This is a genomic window from Pseudomonas sp. FW305-96 (assembly GCF_058783825.1).
In genome coordinates this window covers 111,549-135,061 of the sequence record NZ_JBYSYW010000008.1, presented here as the reverse complement: position 1 = coordinate 135,061, position 23,513 = coordinate 111,549, and the positions used below count along the sequence as shown (strand labels likewise).

25 protein-coding genes and 1 tRNA gene are annotated in these 23,513 nt (G+C 59.0%); 13 read left to right on the top strand and 13 right to left on the bottom strand.

Annotated elements, in window-relative coordinates; translation table 11 throughout:
• The first annotated feature begins 30 nt into the window (after positions 1-30).
• The 6 genes from hxsD (at position 31) to AC3WL2_RS08780 (ending at position 6,448) form a co-directional block, all read left to right on the top strand.
• Positions 31-330, top strand: coding sequence for a His-Xaa-Ser system protein HxsD (gene hxsD / locus AC3WL2_RS08805; RefSeq protein ID WP_102685033.1), 300 nt, complete (start codon positions 31-33; stop codon positions 328-330).
• The gene (hxsB, locus tag AC3WL2_RS08800) at positions 327-1,814 is read left to right on the top strand and encodes a His-Xaa-Ser system radical SAM maturase HxsB (RefSeq protein ID WP_102685041.1); all 1,488 of its coding nucleotides are present in this window, start codon (positions 327-329) and stop codon (positions 1,812-1,814) included. The genes hxsD and hxsB overlap by 4 nt, the downstream gene beginning before the upstream one ends.
• Positions 1,815-1,819: 5 nt before the next feature.
• Positions 1,820-3,049, top strand: coding sequence for a His-Xaa-Ser system radical SAM maturase HxsC (gene hxsC, locus AC3WL2_RS08795; protein ID WP_102685034.1), 1,230 nt, complete (start codon positions 1,820-1,822; stop codon positions 3,047-3,049).
• Positions 3,046-3,654, top strand: coding sequence for a His-Xaa-Ser repeat protein HxsA (gene hxsA, locus AC3WL2_RS08790; RefSeq protein ID WP_102685035.1), 609 nt, complete (start codon positions 3,046-3,048; stop codon positions 3,652-3,654). The genes hxsC and hxsA overlap by 4 nt, the downstream gene beginning before the upstream one ends.
• Before the next feature lie 479 nt (positions 3,655-4,133).
• Positions 4,134-4,556 (top strand): hypothetical protein, encoded by a 423-nt coding sequence (locus AC3WL2_RS08785; RefSeq protein WP_084942470.1) that lies wholly within the window; start codon positions 4,134-4,136, stop codon positions 4,554-4,556.
• A 68-nt stretch (positions 4,557-4,624) separates the two neighbouring features.
• The gene (locus AC3WL2_RS08780) at positions 4,625-6,448 is read left to right on the top strand and encodes a YaaW family protein (RefSeq protein ID WP_102685036.1); all 1,824 of its coding nucleotides are present in this window, start codon (positions 4,625-4,627) and stop codon (positions 6,446-6,448) included.
• Between the two features lie 95 nt (positions 6,449-6,543).
• On the opposite strand, the gene AC3WL2_RS08775 is transcribed toward AC3WL2_RS08780, so the two are convergent.
• On the bottom strand, positions 6,544-6,753 hold the full coding sequence (locus AC3WL2_RS08775) for an AbrB/MazE/SpoVT family DNA-binding domain-containing protein (RefSeq protein ID WP_102685037.1): 210 nt from the start codon (positions 6,751-6,753) through the stop codon (positions 6,544-6,546).
• A 273-nt stretch (positions 6,754-7,026) separates the two neighbouring features.
• Between AC3WL2_RS08775 and AC3WL2_RS08770 the strand changes: the two genes are divergently transcribed.
• On the top strand, positions 7,027-7,590 hold the full coding sequence (locus tag AC3WL2_RS08770; protein ID WP_094010398.1) for a hypothetical protein: 564 nt from the start codon (positions 7,027-7,029) through the stop codon (positions 7,588-7,590).
• Complete coding sequence (locus AC3WL2_RS08765) at positions 7,587-7,976, top strand: S8/S53 family peptidase (RefSeq protein WP_102685038.1); 390 nt, start codon at positions 7,587-7,589, stop codon at positions 7,974-7,976. The genes AC3WL2_RS08770 and AC3WL2_RS08765 overlap by 4 nt, the downstream gene beginning before the upstream one ends.
• A gap of 159 nt (positions 7,977-8,135) precedes the next feature.
• On the opposite strand, the gene AC3WL2_RS08760 is transcribed toward AC3WL2_RS08765, so the two are convergent.
• Positions 8,136-8,786: a BRCT domain-containing protein gene (locus AC3WL2_RS08760; protein WP_102685039.1), complete on the bottom strand. Its 651-nt coding sequence runs from the start codon at positions 8,784-8,786 to the stop codon at positions 8,136-8,138.
• Between the two features lie 794 nt (positions 8,787-9,580).
• Here AC3WL2_RS08760 and AC3WL2_RS08755 point away from each other — a divergent pair.
• Complete coding sequence (locus tag AC3WL2_RS08755) at positions 9,581-10,402, top strand: HNH endonuclease (protein ID WP_256582595.1); 822 nt, start codon at positions 9,581-9,583, stop codon at positions 10,400-10,402.
• A gap of 186 nt (positions 10,403-10,588) precedes the next feature.
• On the opposite strand, the gene AC3WL2_RS08750 is transcribed toward AC3WL2_RS08755, so the two are convergent.
• The 10 genes from AC3WL2_RS08750 to thrS form a co-directional block, all read right to left on the bottom strand.
• A complete protein-coding gene (locus AC3WL2_RS08750; protein WP_102682569.1) occupies positions 10,589-11,551 on the bottom strand; it encodes a hypothetical protein in 963 nt (320 codons plus the stop codon).
• A gap of 196 nt (positions 11,552-11,747) precedes the next feature.
• Positions 11,748-11,824 (bottom strand) — tRNA-Pro (locus AC3WL2_RS08745).
• Between the two features lie 102 nt (positions 11,825-11,926).
• Positions 11,927-12,283 carry a MerR family transcriptional regulator gene (locus AC3WL2_RS08740; protein ID WP_023629031.1) on the bottom strand — a complete coding sequence of 119 codons (357 nt, stop codon included), beginning with the start codon at positions 12,281-12,283 and terminating at the stop codon, positions 11,927-11,929.
• Positions 12,264-12,566, bottom strand: a complete 303-nt coding sequence (gene ihfA, locus AC3WL2_RS08735) for an integration host factor subunit alpha (protein ID WP_009394049.1) — start codon at positions 12,564-12,566, stop codon at positions 12,264-12,266. The genes AC3WL2_RS08740 and ihfA overlap by 20 nt, the downstream gene beginning before the upstream one ends.
• A gap of 4 nt (positions 12,567-12,570) precedes the next feature.
• Positions 12,571-14,952 (bottom strand): phenylalanine--tRNA ligase subunit beta, encoded by a 2,382-nt coding sequence (gene pheT, locus AC3WL2_RS08730; RefSeq protein ID WP_102682570.1) that lies wholly within the window; start codon positions 14,950-14,952, stop codon positions 12,571-12,573.
• A 31-nt stretch (positions 14,953-14,983) separates the two neighbouring features.
• Positions 14,984-16,000, bottom strand: a complete 1,017-nt coding sequence (gene pheS / locus AC3WL2_RS08725) for a phenylalanine--tRNA ligase subunit alpha (RefSeq protein ID WP_023629191.1) — start codon at positions 15,998-16,000, stop codon at positions 14,984-14,986.
• A 111-nt stretch (positions 16,001-16,111) separates the two neighbouring features.
• Positions 16,112-16,468, bottom strand: coding sequence for a 50S ribosomal protein L20 (gene rplT, locus AC3WL2_RS08720; RefSeq protein ID WP_003250671.1), 357 nt, complete (start codon positions 16,466-16,468; stop codon positions 16,112-16,114).
• 27 nt (positions 16,469-16,495) lie between these two features.
• On the bottom strand, positions 16,496-16,690 hold the full coding sequence (rpmI, locus tag AC3WL2_RS08715; protein ID WP_003250667.1) for a 50S ribosomal protein L35: 195 nt from the start codon (positions 16,688-16,690) through the stop codon (positions 16,496-16,498).
• A gap of 63 nt (positions 16,691-16,753) precedes the next feature.
• Positions 16,754-17,305, bottom strand: a complete 552-nt coding sequence (infC, locus tag AC3WL2_RS08710) for a translation initiation factor IF-3 (RefSeq protein WP_172670897.1) — start codon at positions 17,303-17,305, stop codon at positions 16,754-16,756.
• The gene (thrS, locus tag AC3WL2_RS08705; protein WP_046856069.1) at positions 17,305-19,227 is read right to left on the bottom strand and encodes a threonine--tRNA ligase; all 1,923 of its coding nucleotides are present in this window, start codon (positions 19,225-19,227) and stop codon (positions 17,305-17,307) included. Before thrS ends, infC begins: the two co-directional genes overlap by 1 nt.
• 336 nt (positions 19,228-19,563) lie before the next feature.
• Here thrS and AC3WL2_RS08700 point away from each other — a divergent pair, with 336 nt between their 5' ends.
• From AC3WL2_RS08700 to AC3WL2_RS08690, 3 genes are all read left to right on the top strand, one after another.
• Positions 19,564-19,866 (top strand): hypothetical protein, encoded by a 303-nt coding sequence (locus tag AC3WL2_RS08700; protein ID WP_046856070.1) that lies wholly within the window; start codon positions 19,564-19,566, stop codon positions 19,864-19,866.
• A gap of 163 nt (positions 19,867-20,029) precedes the next feature.
• The gene (locus AC3WL2_RS08695; RefSeq protein ID WP_007956027.1) at positions 20,030-20,242 is read left to right on the top strand and encodes a cold-shock protein; all 213 of its coding nucleotides are present in this window, start codon (positions 20,030-20,032) and stop codon (positions 20,240-20,242) included.
• A 124-nt stretch (positions 20,243-20,366) separates the two neighbouring features.
• Positions 20,367-21,794: an ABC-F family ATP-binding cassette domain-containing protein gene (locus tag AC3WL2_RS08690; RefSeq protein WP_102682571.1), complete on the top strand. Its 1,428-nt coding sequence runs from the start codon at positions 20,367-20,369 to the stop codon at positions 21,792-21,794.
• Here AC3WL2_RS08690 and thpR read toward each other — a convergent pair.
• Positions 21,758-22,303 carry an RNA 2',3'-cyclic phosphodiesterase gene (gene thpR / locus AC3WL2_RS08685; protein WP_102682572.1) on the bottom strand — a complete coding sequence of 182 codons (546 nt, stop codon included), beginning with the start codon at positions 22,301-22,303 and terminating at the stop codon, positions 21,758-21,760. The genes AC3WL2_RS08690 and thpR overlap by 37 nt on opposite strands.
• 215 nt (positions 22,304-22,518) lie before the next feature.
• On the opposite strand from thpR, the gene lpxO reads away from it, so the two are divergent.
• Positions 22,519-23,418: a lipid A hydroxylase LpxO gene (gene lpxO / locus AC3WL2_RS08680; RefSeq protein ID WP_023632669.1), complete on the top strand. Its 900-nt coding sequence runs from the start codon at positions 22,519-22,521 to the stop codon at positions 23,416-23,418.
• The last annotated feature ends 95 nt before the right edge of the window (positions 23,419-23,513 follow it).

Genomic DNA, 23,513 nt, shown 5'->3' with positions numbered 1-23,513 from the left:
ATTCCCAATGGATTTGAAGGACCGGTTCCAATGACATGGCCAGTCATTCTGAAACTCGACAGCGCAGCCTATTCCCTCAGCGTGGTGCAACGAACCGCTTACGCCTTGGCTGACACAGTCGCGATTCAGATCGGCATTGAAGCTGACCAGATCAGCCTCACTGCCTTCCCTGCTAAAGCGAAAGTCATGCTGCCTCAGGAGCAGGCGCATTCGCTGATCCTCCAGCATTTAAATGACTTTGCCCTACGTGATCACATCAACCGTGAGACAGCTGGGTTGCATGAGGTGCTGGCTCGGGCAGCGCTTGCTGGATGCGGAGTTTCGCGGTGACACTGATTACGACCGACGCTAACGGCTACCGTCTGCTGCCCTTTCGCTTCATGCGCCTGAACACCGCAAATGAACGTGACATTTTGCTCACCTCCGATACAGGCGAGTACATGCACGTGAACGACGCGCAGTTGCGGGCCCTTAGTTACTTCGACATAGAAGCAGGCACACCTTTTTACAAAGACCTGCTAGCTCGCCATTTCATCTACGAACCGACACGTCACGATCCTTTTCCTGAAATGGCGGCGCAATATCGCAGCCGCAAAGACTTTCTTTTCCAGGGCCCAGCCCTGCACTTGTTCGTTGTAACGCTACGATGCAACCACACCTGCCAGTACTGCCAAGTTTCGCGCGCACCGTTGGGTGGCTCGGGCCATGACTTATCGGAAGCGGATGCACTCGCTGCGGTTGATCGCTTGTTCGAGTCGAACGCTCCCGCCCTGACAGTGGAGTTCCAGGGCGGCGAGCCACTTCTGGCCTTTGAACGTGTACGCCAGATTGTCGAATGGGTAGCTGCACGAAACCTGGTCGAGCAACGGGATATTCAGTTCGTCATTACCACAACGTTGCACCACCTGACAGACGAAGTACTCGACTTCGCAAAACAGCACCGCATCCAGTTCTCGACTTCCCTCGATGGACCGGCGCCCTTGCACAATGCCAACCGCCCGACGCCTTCACGAGACTCTTATGAGCGCACCGTGGAAGGTATCAAGCGGGTGCGCGAGCATCTTGGACACGACGCAGTCTCCGCGCTGACAACGTTGACCTCTCGAAGCCTTGAACAGCCTGAAGCTATCATCGACGAGTATGTAAAGCAGGGCTTTTCCAGCATTTCACTTCGACCGCTCAGCCCTTATGGGTTTGCTTCCAAGAGCGCACATCGCCTTGACTATCCGATTGAGCAGTACCTGACCTTCTACACGAAGGCGCTGGCCTATCTGCTGAAGATCAACCAGCAAGGGACCTACCTGTCGGAGAGCTACACCAGCTTGCTGCTGAAAAATATCCTGACGCCCTTCTCATCCGGCTATGTCGACCTGCGCTCACCCGCTGGCGCGGGTACAGCGGCGCTGGTCTACAACTATGACGGTTACGTCTACCCGTCGGACGAAGCTCGGATGCTGCTGGAGATGGGCGAGGACGGTTTAAGGTTGGGCACAGTCCAGCAACCCTTGTCAGAACTTTTGGCCTCACCCGTCATGGAGGCGCTGCTTGCCAGTGGCGTCGCGGAGGCATTGCCGGGCTGTTCGGATTGTGCATTGGTTCCCTACTGCGGCGCAGACCCGGTCGAACATTATGCTCGCCAAGGTGATCCGATCGGACACCGGTTATTCAGCAGTTTCTGCAAGAAGAACATGGGGCTGTTAAAGCACTTGTTCGCCTTGCTACGCGACGGAGATGACAACGTCCAAAGGGTACTGCTGTCCTGGTTGAACAGGCGCTCATACAGCGATGTTCGCTTCCCAGGCTACAGGGGCTGAGGACGATGCTGCGCAAAGATACCCACTTCGAAATTCAATACCTGAATGAACCAAAGCTGCTCAAGGTCATCACCCTGGATGAGTTCATTGAGCAAGGAGTCGCAGTTTGCGCCGGTACCGCGCAATTCAATGATTTGCTGCTCTGGTTACCCAACGAAGATCTTGAACGAAATCCACATCTGATTTCATTGCCAGTGGGCGGCTTCCTGACCCCAGAGGCACTCACTAGCCCCTTCGACAACGGCAGGCTGCACCTGCATTCCCCCAAGTATCCGGATGTCGTTCAGCCTGGCGATGTCATTGCCATTACGCCTGGCAATGCATTGGTACGAGTGCTCTATCGACGCGGGTCAGACAGTAACCTGCTGTTCATGACGGATCGTTGCAACAGCCTCTGCCTGATGTGCTCGCAACCGCCTAAAGATATCGATGACCGCTGGCATATCGAGGAAAACCTTCGACTGATCGACCTGATGGACGCGGGCGAGGAAAACCTGGGGATCAGCGGCGGAGAGCCCACTCTTTATCGTGATGGCCTGCTTGAGATTCTGGCCAAGTGCAAAACCGTTTTGCCACAGAAGTCCGTACACGTGCTCAGCAATGGACGGTTGTTCAAAGATCCGAGCTGGATCGCAGCCCTCGCGGCCCTGGGCCACCCCCAGCTGAGTTGGGGCATTCCGCTGTATGCCGACAACGCAGTCGACCATGACCATGTAGTTCAGGCCCCGGGCGCCTTCAGCGAAACCGTGCAAGGACTCTATAACCTCGCACGCGCTAACCAGATCATTGAGATACGCGTGGTACTCAGTCGCCTGACCACACCACGCTTGCCTGAATTAGCCCATTACGTGTTCAGGAACCTCCCCTTCGTACGGCACGTTGCGTTGATGGGTATCGAAAGTACTGGTCTGGCCAGAAAGCACTACGAGGAGTTGTGGATTGACCCGCTGGATTATCAAGAGGCATTGAGCCAAACCGCCTATTTCCTCTTCAACCGTGGGATGCCGGTTTCGATCTACAACCTGCCCTTGTGTTTGATCCCACCCCACCTCTCACGATTCGCCCGCCAGAGCATCTCCGACTGGAAAAACCTGTTCATCGATACCTGCCAGCAATGCGCTGCCGTCAAACATTGCTCAGGGTTCTTCAAATCCCACACTGACCGCTGGCAGAGCCGCGGCGTACGACAACTATCGACCGAGGCCTTTAGCGCCTATGCAAGGAGTGCACAGTGAAATTGCTTGACCGCTGGAAAATCCTGATCAGTGGCATCACCTTGTTGCCGATGGCTGGTACCACATTGGCAGAGGCGGGCCATACACCGCTTGCCGATGCGAACTGGCAACCGAACGACAAGCTGCAGCCTCCAGTCTTTGCCGATACGCTCAATGCCACAGACGCAGTGAACATTTATGCGGCACATCGCTCGCACAGCTCACATCGGTCCCATAGCTCCCACAGTTCCCATTACAGCGGGTCCGGTGGCTATAGCGCGCCTCGCTACTACAGCCCGCCCGCAACCAGCACACGGAGTTACAGTGCGCCGAGTACCTCACACAGTACTTCAGGTAGCAATAGCCTTTATCAGTCGTCCGGCACTGCTCCCGGAGCGAGCCCGGGTTCGTCAAAGACCCGCGCGACCAACGAACAGAAAAGCAACCTGGTCAAGCGCGTACAGACTGCACTTATGGTTCGCCAGTACTATCAAGGCACAATTGATGGGGTCATGGGCAAGGCTACTCGTGGCGCGTTAATGGCCTTCCAAATGGATAGTGCGCTGACCGTGAATGGCAGAATGGATACACCCACTCTCAATTCACTGGGGATCAAGATTCCATAAAGGCAAGGCTCACCTGACAACCCCGAGCGGGATTACCTTTTGCCCAGCAATTCAGACGCAAAGCTGCTCGATTATCGCCGCGTTATTGTCACGCGCCGATAAAGCTTGGCCACGAGCCTTGAACGGACATGGACGTCAAGGTCATGGTCAAGCAACTCCAGACCGTGGTTCATCCAGGCGGCTTTGTGTCACCGAGGCTACAAAATTCGTAGACATCCTCATTTTAGTAGCCCAGGGACTACAACATTAAAGAGACGAAGGCACGTTCCGCGAAGGGCAATCGACACCATCGAAATCATCGTGGGAGTGGGCTTGCCCCGCGATGCAGGCGACACGCGGTAGGACACCTGCTGCCCCCCTAATTGCAGCTGCAGGATCGCCGTGGATCGTTACACGGGTAAGTCCAAAGGATGATGTCATTCGGACATCAAGCCACGCTAATCTAGAAAGACGACCAGCGAACAACAAGGAAGGACGCCATGCAGCACATTACCCAAGTCGATAACACTCTTTGGGCACTGATCAGCCGCTTGCAGGGCACGGAGCTGCGAACGCCCTCCAACGCCAGCAACACCCGTTTCAGAATCGCGGCGGTCAACAACGACCACGTAAGGGTGGTAACCGGCACGAACAACAGCTCGATCACCCTGACCCGTGCGGCCTTCCAGCAAACGCTGGATTACCTGGCCAGCAACCGACACTTCGGGGAAGCACACGCAGTGGAGATTCGCTCCAATCTAGCGCCAGAAAACGCCGGCCCGCTTTGCCACGCCGCTCGTCGCCAACCCGACGGCCGTCCAGGAACCGTCGTCATCACCTACATCCTGCCGATACTGGAACACTGCCAGGCTGTCGCCATTCAGCGAGACGCCAGGCCGACCAGCACCTGGCTGGTGCCTTGAGCCCCCCACCTTGTAGGGGGCACCAGCTCCCTTTACCCGATACACCGTTCAAAAGGTAAGGACACACGATGGCAACCTCAGGAATCGATTGCGACGACGACTTGTTCACCAGCCTCATCAGCGCCACGCCCGAGGAAGTGGACATTCTGGTGGACATCATCACCGACTTCTCCCGGGGCCGCGCCGGCCTGGATGCGGACATCAAGAAGCAGCTGGTACAAGCCAAGCACAGCTCGCGACCGGCGGGTTATACCGAGCAGCAACTCGACCTGCTGGGCCACGAGCTGCAGCAATTCGGCGGGCATTCGGCAATGAACCTGGCCCGCCGCCTGTTGAAGAAGTCGGCGGTGCCCTACGCCGAGATCGTCAACGACGTGTACCAGAAGCTCAACGGCAGCGGCGCAACCAGCGTGGCGGACAAGGAACGCCAGATCGCCCTGGCGCTGTTCGGCGCTGGCTGGCGGGAGCTACCGGCCAGCGAGCGTTTCGAGCGGGCCACCAGCACCAAGGTGCTGACCGGGCTGTTCAAACTTGAAGAGGCGCTGCCCAAAGGGGCCGCCAGCATGATCGGCCTTTCCGCCTCGCGCAGCGCGGCACTGTTCACCATGGCCGCGACCACCGGATTGCGCCTGAACCCCTTTGGCGCCGCCTTCACTGCTGGCGTGGGCCTGCATAGCAGCGTGGCTGAAGCCTACCGCGTGACCGTGCCCTTCGTTGCCCAGATGGGCTGGATCCGCCTACGCCGGGAGTCGCCCGCCACGCCCCCGGCCACACGCCCCGACACCCAGCCAGTGGCCACATCTTCCCAGACCACTGCCGCCCTGGTGATCCAGGACGGCCAGGGCGGCACATTGCTCAAGCTCAACGTCGTGCAACGTCCGCCCGCAGGTACCCACCGCCCGCTGCCAACCGACCACATCAGTGCGCTCAACCCGCTGCTGGCCAATGTGCCCGGCCTGGCCGCCATGGGCGAGCTGGCCAGCGGCAACTACGTGATGTGCAGCCTGCCGTTCGAGACACTGACAAAGAACGCCAACGGCGACGGTAGCGTCCGGGCCTTCGTGCGTACCGGCGGCAAGATCAGTGAACAGGCCAGCCTGTCGCTCCCTGAAGACCTGCAGAACGTGCTGCTCAGTGGCGCGGTGTGGAATGCAGTGTCCTCGGCGGTGGGCCAGAAGCACTTGCATGACATCAATGAGAAGCTGGGCGCCATCAAGCGTCAGTTGGACGACGTGCTGCGCGAGCTGGATGAAGCGCAATGGCAAGAACTGACTGGACTGTTCGAATACACCCAAGGCGTGCTCGATCACTATCCGCACGACGGCATCGACGGCACGGCCCGCCAGACACTGGAAAATCAGCATAGCCAGATCACCTCCCTGGCCCAGTACTTCAATCGCAAGATGGACGAAGAGCTGAAGCACGCTCGGGATGTGGAGGCTGACAAACTGTTCGGCGTGGACAGCACCCGCCAGGCATTGCAGGAAAGTCTGAGGAAGATGGACGGTTGGGTCAGCGGTTACCTGCAAACCGCACAGCTGCAGGTGGTCAGTTGTGCCTTGCGCTACCTGGCCGAGCCACTGCAACGCTACCGCGCCCAGGCGGCCAAGGCTCTCGAAAGCCTCGGCCAACTGGAGAAAATCGGCAACCAGAGCCGTAGCATCTACAGCTCGCAGATGGAACTGACCAGCTCACGCATGTTCAGCCTCGATGCCTCGCTGAAACAGAGCTTCACGGCGCAACTGGACGGCCTGACCAGCGTCTTGGCCCAAGGCCCGCGGGACACCCAGCAACTGCAGCAGTCGTTGTTCGATCAAGGGGAGCGTCAGATACTGCTGCGTTATGAGAACGGACAGATCGCTGAAGCCCAACTGCTGGAACGGGCGGTCTGAAGACAACCAACGTGGCCTTTCGCGTAAGCGAAACAGAGGATGGGATGGCCGGACCGGGGCGTGCGCGCAGAAGTTGTCTGCTGACGATCACGCTCTTAACCTTCGAATAGCACGGTGCGCTTGCGATTCGCTTGTGCCCGTGCCCGAAGATCAGCCATGCGACTCAGCAACGATGCAGGGATGGGCTGGAGACGTTCCGGGTTATCGGTAATGTCCGTGTGCACAAGCTCAAGAATGGCTTTTGGGGCCTCCTGCGCTTCGCGTTCGATGGCTAAAAGAGCCACGCTCACCTTTGATTCGGACATGTTTTGCTCCTTCATCCGGACCATGCGACGACTGCCGCATGTGCGATCTGACCAAGGGAATGTACAGCAGAATTACTCGAGAGAAATGAAGGGCAAGCCCACCGTTGCATGGTTTCAGAACGGGACTACATACCCATTGCCGTTCGATCAACACAGGCGCTTGCTCTAGAACGCCGCAGGCCTTTGGCCATTAGCACAAGTGCCCTAATCGACCCTCCTCCCTTATGCCTCGTATAGTCCCCCTTGGATTACAAAAAACCGGGAAAGGACGCCATGGGTTACAAACTTCCACCCCTCTGCCAGTGGCTGGCCATCCTGGCCCTGGCCTGCAGCACCCCGGCCCTGGCCGAACAAGCCGCAGGCGACTACTGGATCATCTACGGCAAAGGGGAACGCTTGCACAACGAGGTCTACGTCGCCGATGCCGCCGGCATCCTGCAAAAGCCCGGCGGGGTGCAATCGGCCCAGGTCATGCAGCTGTTCGAAGACCCGGCCTTCCCGACCCTCGCCGCCTACGAGGTGCAGGTCAAATGCAAACAGCGCCAGATCCGCCTGGACAGCGCCCGGGCGATACGTCGCTTCGACGGTGCCGTGCGCGATGTGAAAACCAACGCCAAAGACTGGGTCGCACCAAAGGACTACTGGCTGCAGCGCACCTTCGCCTTCGTCTGCGCCCCCGACAACCGTGCGCGCAACCAGATGCTGTCGATCGGCAAGATGCCGGCGGCGAAGATGGTCGCCACCATCCAGGCCATGTTCATCCAGTTGATCGGCGTCCAGGCCAACAGCCAGGCGGTGCAGGAGCTGGACGACATGCTGGCGAACACCCCACGATGAACACGCGCCATCTGCTGATCCTTGGCCTGTTGCTGCCGACATTGGCCGGCTGCATCCCGACCCTGCCGGAGCTGATGGCGGGCAACCAATGGCAAGGGCGCGACGCCAAGCAGGCCATCGACTTCTTCGGCCCACCCATGCGCATGGAGCCGTTGCCCGGCGGCACTGGGGTGCAGTTGGGCTGGTACCGCGATACCACCTATGTGCAAAAGGAGGTGGTCGGCAGCACCGCCGAGATGCAAGGCAACGTGATGGTCCATACCAACTACTGGGACGACGTGGCCCATCCTGGCGGCTGCACGATCCTGATGTCGGTGACCAAGGAGCGGCAGATCAACGACTTCTCCACCAAGGGCCGCTGTAACGGTGTGAACCTGGCGCCATAGCGGCTTGGCGAAACGTGGGGGCAGACCCTTGGTGCTGACTTGTGGAAGCAGGCCTGTGGGAACGGGCTCGTTGGGAGGCACAGCGCTACTACGCAGCATTGATGGCGTTGTACTCGCATTCCATCCACGCTGGATGCTTGGACAGGCTAGAGAAGCGGATTAGCCGAAGACGGCTTGCTGCCAATGGTCCTCTGAAACGATGGCTATTGCTGCTCCGGCTTCACGAAGTTCTACAGCCTTGAGAATTTTCGTTCCATATGACGCATGGCGCCACTGCTCGTTGCCTATGCTGCCAACGATTAGATAATCCACCTTCTTGCTAACCGCGCCGCCAAGAATTCCACCGCGATCAGTAACTAGCTGCTGGCAGTCCTTGCGCGGGCCGAAGGCCATGATCCCTGTGAAAACGAAGTTTTTGCCTTCAAAACAGAGCGAGGGCGGAGGCGCGCAGAAAGGTAGGTCAGTGGGCCTTGAGACGACTGAGGAAGAAGTAGCGGACGAGGCCACTTGAGGGGAAACCCCACCGAGCCTCTTGAGCATACCCAGCAGGTCGGCGGACTCCTCTGCATCAAGCTTGCCGTCAGCCAGCATGCTGCTCAGTCGACGGTAGAGAAGGTTTATCACCGGGTCGTCTATATGAGCTAGGTTTCGCTCGATCCAGTCTTTGAGAAATACAGCCTCTTCCTGGGTGACCACATTATCAGCCACGAGCCCGGCCGCTAGGCCGGCCAACGCATCGGCACTGCGCCTGTCGATTCTCTCGGCGTTGAAGTAGCGGCTTGCTGCAAACTCGTTATGAAAATCTGTCATTGATAGGGCTCCATGCTCATTAGGCAGAAGGCACAACGCTACTACGGCACGCCCCTGCCCGCGTACTGGCTTTCCATCCAGCTCAGACGGTTGGTCTCGCTGGTCGACGCGATCACGTTGCTGATCGCGCTATTGAGCCTGATCGCAGCTTGGCTCTCTAAAGTTAACGTAACTGGAAGTCGTGGCGACTGGCTCGGCCTAATCTCAAACGCGTATAGGAAGTGAGGTGAGTAGGCCTGTGGGAGCGGGCGTGCCCCGCGACAGTGCCCGCCCAGCCCCGCCCAAACATCAGCCCATGATTCACATCCAAGGCCAATGAGGTACTGCACCGCCGTCAGCAGCGTAGGCAGCTGATCAGTCTCCACCCTCGCCAGGTAACTGATCTTGTGCACCGCACACATCAGCACAGTCGCCTGCTCCACTGCATGGTCCAGCGGATGCCCCGCCACCACGCGGAACAGCGGGTCTTGCACACCCACCTCCGCGCCTTCACCCAAAATAGCTTGACCCTTGTTAATCCTTCCTCATCACAGAACGTTCTTTGGGGCACACGCTTTAGCCAAAAATGACGCCCCGCGACGCACCGCCTGTACGACTCATGCTCCTTGTAGGCTGGAATTCCGAGAACATGTGGGGTCATCTACGACATTCCGATGCTCCCCCCAAACACCACCCTCAGCACACCAGGGATGCCTCCCAATCAGACAGCCAAAGTAGGAAATTTCCTTTAATTTTGTAGGCATTAGCGCTAATGTGGCAAGCAATGTGCCATTACGAAGCGTGAGATCCACTCCGTGTCTACAGCCGTCGCCCCAGTTCCAGGGACAATTATCAGCAATGAAATTTTAACAACCACCTTTCAATGCAGCACTCAAGGCGGAATGCGACGATCTCATGCTACGAATACATTGGTAATCGTCTCTAACCATGTGAAGTCTGTTTATGATGATCGGTGGGAAGGTGATATTTTTCACTACACTGGCATGGGCCAGCATGGCAATCAAAGCCTGAGATCCGCCCAAAATAAGACGTTAAATGAATCGCCAACCAACAAAATCAAAATACATCTTTTCGAAGTATTCGAACCCAAACAGTACACTTATATCGGCGAAGTAATTTTGGTTGGCGACGCCTATGAAGAGAAGCAGTATGACGCTCGCATGAACCTCAGAAACGTATGGGTATTCCCACTTAAGCTATGTGCTAGCGACGCCCCGAAAATACCAGCTTCGTCGCTACTTAACGTAATCAAAGAAAAAGAAAAAAAGATAAGAAAATTTAGCGACGTAGAAATCGAGGAAAATGCCCTTCGAACTCAGCAGCTACTCGTCAGTCGACGCCATACAGAAGCGCCGTACTATCTGCGATCGATCTGGGTGGCGGAGTTTGCCAAGCGACGTGCCAAGGGAAACTGTGAGCTCTGCACTAAGCCCGCTCCTTTTGAACGAAGAAATGGCGAACCATATCTGGAAACTCACCATATACATTGGCTAGCCAGCGGAGGCGCAGATTCGGTTGAAAATACCGTTGCGCTATGCCCGAACTGCCACCGCCGAATGCATATTATAAACTGTAAAAAAGACATCAGGGCCCTACAACAGAAAGCACGCCGTTAACATTTAACTCGTGGGAATTTAGTCCCCTCAGGCGCTCACCTGGCACGAGTAGTGAGAAAGTAATCACCTGCGAACCTCCTCTACTATCACACAAGGGCCTATCGCGCTACAGTCCCCCTAACCCAACGATAGAGTATAAAGCTCAAAAATTTTAACCACCCGAATTATTGTACGTAATTATAAAGCTTATAGGTCTGAGAAAAGATCTTTAGTCGACTCGTGCTCAAGAGCTTCCAGATGAGAAAAATAAATTCGAGGCCTCTTCGCCATGGTACGCCCCTTCTCGTCCGTTCTATCGACAACACCAAAAATCCTGCATCGCAAAAACAAAAGCTGTTTATAGCGTACAATACTTCCGACTTGAGGATACGATGTCAAAATATGATCCATATACTTAAACCCCATAGAGTTCGAAGTTTTATTCTCTCTGGTCACCTCGCCTTCAAGCACAATATTTTCGCCATGCCTTAGCTCAGGAAATAGAAAATCCTCTACATCCTCCTCTTCTTCCTCACAAAAAATGCGCTTATCCGATACACCTATTACAACCTCATCGACAACACCGTCAGTTACGCTCCCGATTTTGAGAATACGCCCATCCTCAATCAAAAGTGCAAGCCGACTTAAAGCCTTGTTACCAATTTCGACATACAGATCCAGTGCATATTTCGGGACATAGATATACTCGCCAGTTTCATTTCTGATACCTATGAGCTCTTTATCATCAGAAAACCTAGCCAAATCAAAACTCTCTACCCCAGCACGCCCCATATGTTTAGCAATTTTCGCAAACCATTTTATTGCATTTAGAGCTTTCTTAAGTAGATCACAAAATCCAAACTCTTCAAAATCTCGAGCAGCCATCTTTTGCGCCGCTTGAGTTGCATACGCGGTCGCCACTATACCTGCGCCAGCCTGGACCCAACCGACTACTGTTTCAGGGATTAGTGCTTCCCATGAACCCGCCCTGACTTTGACTGGAATATCAAAATCCAAATTTTTTAGTTCAGGAGAGAGTTTCGCCAAGAACTGCCGCAGTGCGGTATCGAAACCAAGAAGCGCCTCTGCCTGCTTCCGGCCATCCATAACTCCGTCCTGAGTTAGGTTTCCATCATATTTTATGTAGCCCAGGTAGCCTTCAAAATCCATTTTCCCCCCAAAGTACAACTCAGAAAGTTAGCTATAGCTTTGCGCGAACATTTTTGAAATCACTTCATGTCAGCATACTACCGAAAAAAAATCTAGCCATAAAACACTAGCGCGGACAGTGATACAGTCTCCAGGAAAAATTTAAGCATGCAAAAAAGCCCAGTCGTTTCCGACTGGGCTTTTTTCGTTTCAATAATGGTCGGGACGGAGTGATTCGAACACTCGACCCCTTGCACCCCATGCAAGTGCGCTACCGGGCTGCGCTACGCCCCGACAAGGCGGTTCTCAATGTTGCCGAGAACGAGAAGAAATGTACCCTAACCTTTTGATTAATGGAAGCTTTTTTTCAAAAAACTTTCCATTCGTCGGCTCTGATCACTTCTTGAGCACCACCAACACATCCTCCAACTCCGCAATCATCTGCCGAATCAGCTGCTTGTACTGGCTGGACTCATCCTTGACCTCATCACTGGAGAGCCGCAGTCGCGCCCCGCCAATGGTAAAGCCCTGGTCGTACAGCAAAGCGCGGATCTGGCGGATCATCAGCACGTCCTGGCGCTGGTAATACCGCCGGTTGCCACGGCGCTTCACCGGGTTGAGCTGCGTGAATTCCTGCTCCCAGTAGCGCAGCACGTGCGGTTTTACCGCACAGAGCTCGCTGACTTCACCGATGGTGAAGTAGCGTTTGCCCGGGATGGGGGGCAGCTCGTCGTTATGGCTTGGTTCCAGCATAGGCCTCTACCCGGGCTTTCAGCTTCTGCCCTGGACGAAAGGTGACGACGCGGCGCGCGGTGATCGGGATCTCTTCCCCTGTTTTAGGGTTGCGGCCCGGCCGCTGGCGTTTGTCGCGAAGGTCGAAGTTGCCGAAACCGGACAACTTGACCTGCTCGTTGTCTTCAAGCGCGTGCCGAATTTCTTCGAAAAACAGCTCGACCAGCTCCTTGGCCTCACGCTTGTTAAGCCCCAGCTCCTCGTACAGCCTTTCGGCCATCTCAGCTTTCGTCAGAGCACCCATGCCGTTATTTCCTTAACGTGGTGTTCAACCTTTGTTCAAGCGAGGTGAGGATGGTTTGCAGGGTTTCATTCACCTCATCGTCGTTAAGAGTGCGCGATGGATGTTGCCAGGTCAAGCCGACCGCCAGGCTTTTTCTATCAGGATCAATGCCTTTACCCTGGTAGACGTCAAACAGCCTGAGGTCTGTGAGCCATTCGCCCGCATTGTCACGAATTACTTCAAGCACCGAGCTAGAAGCTACATCACGTCCTGCGATCAAAGCCAGGTCACGACGGGTTTCCGGGAACTTGGACAGTTCGCTGAACTTCGGCAGGCGGCCTTCGACTACATCGCCGAGCACCAGCTCGAAGACGAACACCGGGCGGTCGAGGCCGAGGGTCTTGGCCAGCTCGGGGTGGATGGCGCCGAGGTAACCGACTTCCTTGCCGTCGCGCTCGATGCGGGCGGCCTGGCCGGGGTGCAGGGCCGGGTGCTTGCCGGCGGCGAAGGTGAAGTCGCTCAGGGCACCGGAGTAACCCAGCAGGGCTTCCACGTCGGCTTTGGCGTCGAAGAAGTCGATGCTGTCGCGGCCGTTGGCCCAGCCTTCCGGCAGGCGGCTGCCGGTGACGACGCCGGCGATCATCGGTTGCTGCTTGAGGTCACCGAGCTGGCCGACGAAGCGCAGGCCGCTTTCGAACAGGCGAACGCGGTCTTGCTGGCGGTTGAGGTTGTGCTGCATGGCCTTGACCAGGCCCGGCCACAACGAGGCGCGCATGGCGGCCATGTCGTTGGAGATCGGGTTGGCCAGCAGCAGCGGCTCGACGCCTGGGGTGAACAGCTCGAACAGTTTCGGGTCGATGAAGCTGTAGGTGATGGCTTCCTGGTAGCCGCGGGCAACCAGCAGGCGACGCAGGTTCGGCAGCTCGCCACGGGTTTCCGGGCGGGCTTGCGGGGCCAGGCGGGCCTGCGGGTAACGGACCGGCAGGTTGTTGTAGCCGTACAGGCGGGCCAGCTCTTCGATCAGGTCGACTTCCAGGCTGACGTCGAAGCGGTGGCTTGGGACGGTGACAGTCCACTCCCCTGCCCCATTGGCGCTGGTTTTCAGCTCCAGGGCGTTGAGCAGCTGCTCGACCTGGGCGGCTTGCATTTGCATGCCGAGCATCTGGGTGATGCGTTCGTCGCGCAGGGTGATCGGCGCGATGTTCGGCAGGTGCTGCTCGCTCACGGCTTCGACCACAGGGCCGGCTTCGCCGCCGACAATCTCCAGTACCAGGGCGGTGGCGCGCTCCATGGCTTCACGGGCCAGTTGCGAATCCACGCCGCGCTCGTAGCGGTGCGAGGCGTCGGTGTGCAGGCCGTAGGAACGGGCCTTGCCGGCGACGGAGATCGGCTCGAAGAAGGCGCTCTCGAGGAACAGGTCGCGGGTCTTCTCGGTGTTGACGCCGCTGTGCTCGCCACCCATCACGCCGGCAATGGCCAGGGCGCGGGTGTGGTCGGCGATCACCAGGGTGTCGGCGCGCAGGGCAACTTCCTGGCCGTCCAGCAGGACGAGTTTCTCACCCTCCTCGGCCATGCGCACGCGGATGCCGCCGTTGATTTCGGCGAGGTCGAAGGCGTGCATCGGCTGGCCGAGTTCGAGCATCACGTAGTTGGTGATGTCGACGGCGGCGTCAATGCTGCGCACGTCGCTGCGGCGCAGGCGCTCGACCATCCACAGCGGGGTCGGCTTGCTCAGGTCGACGTTGCGGATCACGCGACCCAGGTAGCGCGGGCAGGCGGCCGGGGCGCTGACTTCGACCGGGCGCACTTCGTCGTGGGCAGCCGGTACGGCTGGCACCACCGGGCGGGTGACCGGCACGTCGTACAGGGCGCTGACGTCACGGGCAAGGCCAGCGATGGACAGGCAGTCGCCGCGGTTCGGGGTCAGGCCGATCTCAATGCTGGCGTCGTCCAGGTTCAGGTACTGACGGATGTCCTGGCCAACCGGGGCGTCGGCGGCCAGTTCCAGCAGGCCGTCGTTCTCGTCGCTGATCTGCAGTTCGGAAGCCGAGCAGAGCATGCCGAAGGATTCGACGCCGCGCAGCTTGGCCTTCTTGATCTTGAAGTCGCCCGGCAGTTCGGCGCCGATCATGGCGAACGGGATCTTGATGCCTGGGCGGGCATTCGGGGCGCCGCAGACCACCTGGAAGGTCTCTGCGCCGTTGCTTACCTGGCACACGCGCAGCTTGTCGGCGTCCGGGTGTTGTTCGGTGGTGAGGATCTCGCCCACCACGATGCCGCTGAACTGGCCGGCAGCGGGGGTCACGCTGTCGACTTCAAGGCCTGCCATGGACAGGCGGGCGACCAGTTCGTCACGGGAGACTTGCGGGTTTACCCAACCGCGCAGCCACTGTTCACTGAATTTCATGCTGTTCTCCTGAAAGTTGCGTCGATTGGGCCTAGCGGAATTGAGCCAAGAACCGCAGGTCGTTGTCGAAGAACAGACGCAAATCGTTGACGCCATAGCGCAGCATGGCCAGGCGCTCGGCGCCCATGCCGAAGGCGAAGCCCTGGTACTCTTCCGGGTCGATGCCGGACATGCGCAGCACGTTCGGGTGGACCATGCCGCAGCCCATCACTTCCAGCCAGCCGGTCTGCTTGCACACGCGGCAGCCCTTGCCGGAACACATCACGCACTGGATGTCGACTTCGGCGCTCGGCTCGGTGAAGGGGAAGAACGACGGGCGGAAGCGCACGGCCAGTTCTTTCTCGAAGAACACCCGCAGGAACTCTTCGATGGTGCCCTTGAGGTCGGCGAAGTTGATGCCGCGATCGACCAGCAGGCCTTCGACCTGGTGGAACATCGGCGAGTGGGTGATATCCGAGTCGCAACGGTACACACGGCCTGGGCAGACGATGCGGATCGGCGGCTGGGTGCTTTCCATGGTACGCACCTGGACCGGCGAGGTGTGGGTGCGCAGCAGCATGTTGGCGTTGAAGTAGAAGGTGTCGTGCATCGCCCGGGCCGGGTGGTGGCCGGGGATGTTGAGCGCTTCGAAGTTGTGGTAGTCGTCTTCGACCTCAGGGCCTTCGGCGATGCCGTAGCCGATGTGGGTGAAGAACTGCTCGATGCGCTCGAGAGTACGGGTGATCGGGTGCAGCCCGCCGGTGGTCTGGCCACGGCCTGGCAGGGTCACGTCGATGCATTCGGCGGCCAGGCGAGCGTTGAGCTCGGCCTCTTCAAAGGCGGCCTTGCGTGCGTTGAGCACGTCGGTGACGCGTTCCTTGGCGTCGTTGATCAGCGCGCCGACCTTGGGGCGCTCTTCGGCTGGCAGGTTGCCCAGGGTCTTCATCACCTGGGTCAGCTCGCCTTTCTTGCCGAGATATTGGACCCGGATCTGTTCCAGGGTAGTGATGTCTTCAGCGCGTTCCACGGCCTCGAGGGCTTGGGCGACCAGCGCGTCCAGGTTTTCCATGTACAGACTCCAGATACGAAAATAGGGGAAGAGCTTTTGAAGGCTCTTCCCCTATCCGATGACGTTTTACACCCGACGGCGCAGGCGCCGCCGGATGATTGTCGTGGGTACTTAAGCCAGTACGGCTTTAGCCTTCTCGACAATCGCAGCAAACGCCGCTTTTTCGTTCACTGCCAGATCAGCCAGAACCTTACGGTCGATTTCGATCGACGCTTTTTTCAGGCCAGCAATCAGACGGCTGTACGACAGACCGTTGGTGCGGGCACCGGCGTTGATACGAGCGATCCACAGTGCGCGGAACTGACGCTTCTTCTGGCGACGGTCGCGGTAGGCGTATTGGCCTGCCTTGATGACCGCTTGCTTGGCAACGCGGAATACGCGCGAGCGTGCACCGTAGTAGCCTTTAGCCAGTTTCAGAATTTTTTTGTGACGCTTACGAGCGATAACGCCGCGCTTAACACGAGCCATGAGTAACTTCCTCTATCTTAACCAGAATTAACGAACGCGCAGCATGCGCTCGACTTTTGCCACGTCAGACGGGTGCAGCAAGCTGGCACCGCGCAGTTGACGCTTACGCTTGGTCGACATTTTGGTCAGGATGTGGCTCTTGAAAGCGTGCTTGTGCTTGAAGCCGGAAGCCGTCTTCAGGAAGCGCTTCGCAGCACCGCTCTTGGTTTTCATTTTTGGCATGTTGGAACTCCGCATTCGAATAAAAATTACACAATAATCATCAGGCCTGCCGTGCCCGGGAGATTACTTCTTCTTTTTGGGGGCGATGACCATCATAAGCTGGCGTCCTTCCATCTTCGGATGCTGCTCAACGGTGCCGTATTCCACGAGGTCAGCTTCGACCCGCTTCAACAGCTCCATGCCCAGCTCCTGGTGGGCCATCTCACGGCCGCGGAATCTCAGAGAGATCTTGGCCTTGTCCCCATCGCTAAGGAAACGTACCAGGTTGCGTAGTTTTACCTGGTAATCCCCTTCTTCCGTCCCTGGACGAAACTTGATTTCTTTGATCTGGATCTGCTTCTGGTTCTTCTTGGCTTCGTTGGCCTGCTTCTTCTTCTCGAAGAGGTGCTTGCCGTAGTCCATCACCTTGCAGACGGGCGGTACCGCGTCTGCAGAGATTTCCACCAGATCCAGCTTCGCTTCATCAGCGATACGCAGCGCTTCATCAATCGAGACGATGCCAATCTGCTCGCCGTCAGCACCAATTAACCGAACCTCGCGTGCCGAGATATTCTCGTTGATCGGGGCTTTCGGTGCAGTTCGTTTATCGTTTCTCATTTCACGCTTAATAGTCATTACTCCGATTCTTGGCGACCACGCCGGGAAACCGCTTGCGACAGCAGCTCAGCGAACTGCGCGACGGGCATCGAGCCCAGGTCTGCGCCTTCGCGGGTGCGCACAGCGACGGTTTGCGTTTCGACTTCGCGATCCCCTATAACCAAAAGATAAGGGACCCGCAGCAACGTATGCTCGCGGATTTTAAAGCCGATCTTCTCATTTCTCAAGTCCGACTTGGCACGGAATCCGCTACCGTTCAGGGCTTTTTCCACCTCGAGGGCGAAATCGGCCTGTTTGTCGGTGATGTTCATGATCACGGCTTGGGTCGGGGCGAGCCAGGCCGGGAACACGCCGGCGTAGTGCTCGATGAGCATGCCGATGAAGCGCTCGAACGAACCGAGGATGGCGCGGTGCAGCATCACCGGGCGCACGCGGCTGTTGTCTTCGGCGATGTAGCTGGCATCCAGGCGCTCGGGCAGGTTCGGGTCGTACTGCAGGGTGCCGCACTGCCAGTTACGGCCGAGGCAGTCGCGCAGGGTGAACTCGATCTTCGGCCCGTAGAAGGCGCCCTCGCCCGGCTGGTATTCCCACTCCAGGCCCGACTCGTTCAGGGCGTCGGCCAGTGCGCCTTCGGCACGGTCCCACAGCTCTTCGGAGCCCACGCGCTTGGCCGGACGGGTCGACAGCTTCATGGCGACGTCGGTGAAACCGAAGTCCTTGTACACGTCCAGGGTCAGCTTGATGAAGTCGGCGGCTTCCTTCTTCACCTGTTCTTCGGTGCAGAAGATGTGCGCGTCGTCCTGCACGAAGCCACGCACGCGCATGATGCCGTGCAGCGCGCCGGACGGCTCGTTGCGGTGGCAGGCGCCGAACTCGGCCAGGCGCAGCGGCAGGTCGCGGTAGGACTTCAGGCCCTGGTTGAACACCTGCACGTGGCACGGGCAGTTCATCGGTTTTACCGCGTAGTCGCGGTTTTCCGACGAAGTGGTGAACATGTTCTCGGCGTAGTTGGACCAGTGGCCGGAACGCTCCCAGAGGATACGGTCGACAACCTGCGGGGTCTTGATTTCCTGGTAGCCGTTTTCACGCTGGACCTGGCGCATGTACTGCTCGAGCACCTGGTACACGGTCCAGCCGTTGGCGTGCCAGAACACCATGCCCGGGGCTTCTTCCTGCAGGTGGAACAGGTCGAGCTGCTTGCCGATCTTGCGGTGGTCGCGTTTTTCGGCTTCTTCGATGCGCTGGATATAGGCGGCCAACTGCTTCTTGTCGGCCCAGGCGGTGCCGTACACGCGTTGCAGCTGCTCGTTCTTGGCATCGCCGCGCCAGTAGGCGCCGCTGAGCTTGGTCAGCTTGAACGCTTTCAGGAAGCGGGTGTTCGGCACGTGCGGGCCACGGCACATGTCGACGTATTCTTCGTGGTAGTACAGGCCCATGGCCTGTTCATCCGGCATGTCCTCGACCAGGCGCAGCTTGTAGTCTTCGCCACGCTGGGTGAACACGTCGATAACTTCGGCGCGCGGGGTCATCTTCTTGACGACGTCGTAGTCCGTGTCGATCAGCTGCTGCATGCGCTTTTCGATGGCGGCGAGGTCGTCCGGGGTGAAGGGACGCTCGTAGGCGATGTCGTAATAGAAGCCTTCGTCGATCACCGGGCCGATCACCATGCGGGCGGTCGGGTACAGCTGCTTCACTGCGTGGCCGATCAGGTGGGCGCACGAGTGACGGATGATCTCCAGTCCCTCTTCATCTTTAGGGGTGATGATCTGCAGGGTGGCGTCGTGGTCGATCTTGTCGCAGGCATCGACGAGCTTGCCGTCGACCTTGCCGGCCAGGGTGGCCTTGGCCAGGCCTGCGCCGATCGAGGCGGCGACTTCGGCTACGGATACCGGCTGGTCGAACGTGCGTTGACTGCCATCGGGAAGAGTAATAACGGGCATGGCGCCTCCTCTCCTAGTGGTGACCCCTACCAAAGGTCACGTGGGTTGGGATGAGCCAGTACAAGATCCGCCCTGCCTTTCCCGCGGGAAAGCCTGCCTCACAGTGGCAGAGACCTTTCGGCCTGCCAGGGACGAACCAGAGTGACTGGAAGGTATAAAAAGAAATGCGCCCGCACAGGGCGTGGCGCAAGGGAGGCATGCTAGCACGGGGCTAGAGCGGCCGGCAGAAATATTTGGAATTTACGCCGTGGCGGTGAACTCTTGCGGAAAATTTCCTATCAGACTTTCTGAAGCAACCTACTCTTGATGAGACCATTAACCAAGGAGTGTCCGGTTATGCGACTTCAGTCCCTTCTGGCTGCCTGCGCCGCGAGCGCCCTGCTGCTGCCCCTGGCTGCCAACGCAGGCAATTTCCCCGCCGGCAAGGAAGCGTCCTATATGGCGCAGTGCCAACAAGTGGCGAGCGGTCAAGGCGTGGATGCGGCGACAGCCAAGAAGCACTGCGAGTGTGGTGCCCAAGCCATCAAGAAGAATTTCAACGACAAGGAGATCGAGGACCTCGACAGCCAGGACGGCGTAGACGCCAAGCTGATGCAGAAGGCCCAGCAGGTGGTCCAGGCCAGCTGCAAGCCGAAATAGGCCGGATTTTCCGGCGATCCGTCGCATCTTTTGCCCTGGATCAACATCCTGCGAAGGTAATAGGGGCTAGATGCGAAGAATTAGACTATAGTGTCGTCGGTGCCACTGAAGCTTAGGCGACACTGCACCCCGATAAAAAATCATGTTTCTGGAGATTCACCCCATGTCCAATCGCCAAACCGGCACCGTCAAGTGGTTCAACGATGAAAAAGGCTTCGGCTTCATCACTCCTCAAGGCGGCGGCGACGACCTGTTCGTACACTTCAAGGCCATCGAAACCGACGGTTTCAAAAGCCTGAAAGAAGGCCAAACTGTTTCCTTCGTAGCCGAAAAAGGCCAGAAGGGCATGCAGGCTGCGCAGGTTCGTCCGGAGTAATTTTCGGATAGCTGCAAAAAAACCCGCCCTCGTGGCGGGTTTTTTATTGGGCGCCTGCCAAGGCAGGCCGTGCCCATGTGCGCTGCCGATCAAGCGCGACAGTGGCCAGGAGGGCCACCATCCCATGGCAATGATCGAACTACACGGCGTGGGCATGCACCATGGCCGCAAACACCTCTTCAGCGAACTCGACGCGCGCATCGAATGGGGGCAGCGCATCGCCATCATCGGCGACAACGGCAGCGGCAAGTCGTCACTGCTGCGCCTGCTGCAGGGCAGCCTGGCGCCCAGCGAGGGGCACCTCGAGCGCCACGGCGGTTTGCGTGTCGGCCATGTGGCCCAGGTACTGGACGGCGAGTCGTCACTCAGCGGCGGGCAGCGTGTCAACCAGGCATTGAGCCAGGCCCTGGCCCTGGGCCCCGACCTGCTGCTGCTGGACGAGCCGACCAACCATCTGGATGCCGCCAACCGCCGCTCGCTGGCGCGCATGCTCGAGCATTTCCATGGCACCCTGGTGCTAGTGACCCACGACGTGGCGCTGATGAACCAGACCTGTGACACGCTCTGGCACTTGCACCACGGGCGCCTGGACGTGTTCAACGGCAGCTACGCCGACTACATGGCCGAGCGCGACCTGCAGCGCGGCGTGCTCGACAAGCGCATCGCCGAGGTGCGTCGCGCCCGCGACGATGCCCACGACTCGCTGATGCAGGAGCAGGCCCGCGCCGCCGGCGCCCGCAAGCGCGGGGTCAAGGCGATCCAGAACAGCAAGTGGGCGACCGTGCGCTCGCCGACCAAGCTGGGCCGCGGCAACACCACAGCCGGGCGCAAGCAGGCGCAGATCCTGCAGCAGCAGCGCGAGCTCGGCGAGCAGTTGGCCGAGCTGCGCCCGGAGCCGGTGATCGTGCCACGCTTCCACCTGCCGGCGACGGGCCAGTCATCGCGAGTGCTGATCCAGGTGCGTGACGGCTGCGTGGGCTACGCAGACACAGCGGTGCTCAACGGCATCGATCTGCAGCTGGACGGCGGCGAACGCCTGGCCCTGACCGGCAACAACGGCAGCGGCAAGTCCACCCTGGCACGGGCGATCCTTGGCGACCCGCGGGTCTGGCGCCGTGGCGACTGGCTGCTGCCGGCGCCCGAGCAGATCGGCTACATCGACCAGCACTACGACACCCTGCCCGCCGATGCCAATGTGCAGGAAGCCCTGGCGCGACTAGTGCCGGACTGGCCACAGGAACAGTTACGCGCGCACCTGGCGGACTTCCTGTTCCGCCAGGCCGATGCGGTACAGGCGCCGGTGGCGGGCCTGTCCGGCGGCGAGAAGGCCCGCCTGTCCCTGGCCTGCATCGCCGCCCGGCCACCGCAACTACTGATCCTCGACGAGCCGACCAACAACCTCGACCTGCGCATGCGCACCCACCTGCTGGAAGTGCTGGTGGATTACCCCAACGCGCTGCTGGTGATTTCCCACGACCAGGACTTCCTCGATGGCCTGGGCATCGACCGTCACTTTCACTGCGCCAGGGACCACTCGGCCAAAGGCCAGTAGCGGCCCTTGCGTGACTCGTACAGGGTGAAGTGGCGGGCGATAAGGTGGAACGCCGGCGCCTCGCCCGCCTCCGGCAATGGCTCACGAAAATCCCGGGACAGGGTCAGGTGCGGCCGGTACTCACGCACCGACGGCTCGATGCCCAGCAGCAGCAGCGCCTGCTGCAAGTCGTACACCAGCTGGCGCAGGGCCAACGGCGCCTGCGCAGGCGCCAGCACCAACGCCGAAGCCCGCGGCCACACCTGCAACTGGTCTAGGACCAGGCGCAGCTTGGCTTCAGGAAGCCGCAGTGCATCCACTGCGGCGCACACCGCCGGCACCTGGGCGGCATCGACATCGCCCAGGAACAGCAAGGTCACATGGAAGTTCTCGCTCGGTACCGGCTTGCCGCTGCGCAGGCCCAGGCCACGCCGCCACTGGCTGATGCCACGGCGCTGTTCGTCGCCCAGCGCCAGGGCGAAGAACAGCCGCTTGAAGGGGGCCCCACTGGGGCGTGCGTCCTGAATCATCGGGAGTTCCTTGCTGGATGGACGGCCACCGGATTGTAAACGCCGGGTCGTCAGAAATACCCACTTATGCGGATGAATCGTTTACGCAAGCTGTAGGCCATGTCACCTAAGTCGGGCCGTTTTGTCGTAACAATAAGTACAAACCCTGGCCACGATTGTTTATGCTGGCGGGCTTACGCCATGGCGCATGGCCATTTTTCGACAAGTAAACGTCCATGAAAATTGCACTCGTACTGATCTTCGTCCTCTCGATCGCCTATGTTCACCTGCGCGGTCGGGTACGTCACAAGCTGACCCGCCAGCTGGGTGACCACTCCAGCTTCCTGGCCCCGGTCAACGCCTTCCTGTACCTGTTCTCCAAGCACCCGGCCAAGCCTTACCTGCCGGTCAGCGCCTTCCCTGAGCTGCAGGTGCTGCAGGACCACTGGCAGGAGATCCGCAAGGAAGGCCAGCAACTGCTGCAGGCCGGCGAGATCAAGAAGTCCGACAACTATGACGATGTCGGCTTCAACTCGTTCTTCAAGACCGGCTGGAAGCGCTTCTACCTGAAGTGGTACGGCGAAAGCCACCCCTCGGCGATGACCCTGTGCCCGCGTACCACCGAGCTGCTGCAAGGCATCGGCACGGTCAAGGCCGCCATGTTCGCCACCCTGCCGCCGGGCGCCAAGCTGGTGCGCCACCGCGACCCCTACGCCGGCTCGTACCGCTACCACCTGGGCCTGGACACGCCCAATGACGATGGCTGCTACATCGACGTGGACGGCGAGAAGTACTCCTGGCGCGACGGTGAGGGCGTGGTGTTCGACGAGACCTACATCCACTACGCCGCCAACACCACCGAGCACAACCGCATCATCCTGTTCTGCGACGTCGAGCGCCCGCTCAAGTACCGCTGGGCAGCCGCCTTCAACCGCTGGTTCAGCCGCAACGTGATGGCCGCCGCCGCCGCGCCCAACGACGCCAATGACAAGACCGGCGGCATCAACCGCCTGTTCACGCGCATCTACAAGATCCGTGAACGCGGCAAGGCCATGAAAAAGCGCAACCGCACCCGCTACTACCTGGAGAAGTGGGCGGTGGTCGCGGCGCTGGTGCTGGTGTTCATATACATCTGAACCCACGCAACACTTGTTCTCTACGGCCGGCTCACTATGCCGGCCGCTTTGTCTAACGCTCATCCACAGCGCCTGCACCTTGGTCAACTGGCACT

What these genes read in the sequence shown, in the direction of transcription:
- hxsD (WP_102685033.1), top strand. Translation starts at nt 31, where the DNA reads ATGACATGGCCAGTCATTCTGAAACTCGACAGCGCAGCCTATTCCCTC.
- hxsC (WP_102685034.1), top strand. Translation starts at nt 1,820, where the DNA reads ATGCTGCGCAAAGATACCCACTTCGAAATTCAATACCTGAATGAACCA.
- AC3WL2_RS08785 (WP_084942470.1), top strand. Translation starts at nt 4,134, where the DNA reads ATGCAGCACATTACCCAAGTCGATAACACTCTTTGGGCACTGATCAGC.
- AC3WL2_RS08780 (WP_102685036.1), top strand. Translation starts at nt 4,625, where the DNA reads ATGGCAACCTCAGGAATCGATTGCGACGACGACTTGTTCACCAGCCTC.
- AC3WL2_RS08775 (WP_102685037.1), bottom strand. Translation starts at nt 6,753, where the DNA reads ATGTCCGAATCAAAGGTGAGCGTGGCTCTTTTAGCCATCGAACGCGAA.
- AC3WL2_RS08770 (WP_094010398.1), top strand. Translation starts at nt 7,027, where the DNA reads ATGGGTTACAAACTTCCACCCCTCTGCCAGTGGCTGGCCATCCTGGCC.
- AC3WL2_RS08765 (WP_102685038.1), top strand. Translation starts at nt 7,587, where the DNA reads ATGAACACGCGCCATCTGCTGATCCTTGGCCTGTTGCTGCCGACATTG.
- AC3WL2_RS08760 (WP_102685039.1), bottom strand. Translation starts at nt 8,786, where the DNA reads ATGACAGATTTTCATAACGAGTTTGCAGCAAGCCGCTACTTCAACGCC.
- AC3WL2_RS08750 (WP_102682569.1), bottom strand. Translation starts at nt 11,551, where the DNA reads ATGGATTTTGAAGGCTACCTGGGCTACATAAAATATGATGGAAACCTA.
- AC3WL2_RS08740 (WP_023629031.1), bottom strand. Translation starts at nt 12,283, where the DNA reads ATGCTGGAACCAAGCCATAACGACGAGCTGCCCCCCATCCCGGGCAAA.
- ihfA (WP_009394049.1), bottom strand. Translation starts at nt 12,566, where the DNA reads ATGGGTGCTCTGACGAAAGCTGAGATGGCCGAAAGGCTGTACGAGGAG.
- pheT (WP_102682570.1), bottom strand. Translation starts at nt 14,952, where the DNA reads ATGAAATTCAGTGAACAGTGGCTGCGCGGTTGGGTAAACCCGCAAGTC.
- pheS (WP_023629191.1), bottom strand. Translation starts at nt 16,000, where the DNA reads ATGGAAAACCTGGACGCGCTGGTCGCCCAAGCCCTCGAGGCCGTGGAA.
- rplT (WP_003250671.1), bottom strand. Translation starts at nt 16,468, where the DNA reads ATGGCTCGTGTTAAGCGCGGCGTTATCGCTCGTAAGCGTCACAAAAAA.
- rpmI (WP_003250667.1), bottom strand. Translation starts at nt 16,690, where the DNA reads ATGCCAAAAATGAAAACCAAGAGCGGTGCTGCGAAGCGCTTCCTGAAG.
- infC (WP_172670897.1), bottom strand. Translation starts at nt 17,305, where the DNA reads ATGACTATTAAGCGTGAAATGAGAAACGATAAACGAACTGCACCGAAA.
- thrS (WP_046856069.1), bottom strand. Translation starts at nt 19,227, where the DNA reads ATGCCCGTTATTACTCTTCCCGATGGCAGTCAACGCACGTTCGACCAG.
- AC3WL2_RS08700 (WP_046856070.1), top strand. Translation starts at nt 19,564, where the DNA reads ATGCGACTTCAGTCCCTTCTGGCTGCCTGCGCCGCGAGCGCCCTGCTG.
- AC3WL2_RS08695 (WP_007956027.1), top strand. Translation starts at nt 20,030, where the DNA reads ATGTCCAATCGCCAAACCGGCACCGTCAAGTGGTTCAACGATGAAAAA.
- AC3WL2_RS08690 (WP_102682571.1), top strand. Translation starts at nt 20,367, where the DNA reads ATGGCAATGATCGAACTACACGGCGTGGGCATGCACCATGGCCGCAAA.
- thpR (WP_102682572.1), bottom strand. Translation starts at nt 22,303, where the DNA reads ATGATTCAGGACGCACGCCCCAGTGGGGCCCCCTTCAAGCGGCTGTTC.
- lpxO (WP_023632669.1), top strand. Translation starts at nt 22,519, where the DNA reads ATGAAAATTGCACTCGTACTGATCTTCGTCCTCTCGATCGCCTATGTT.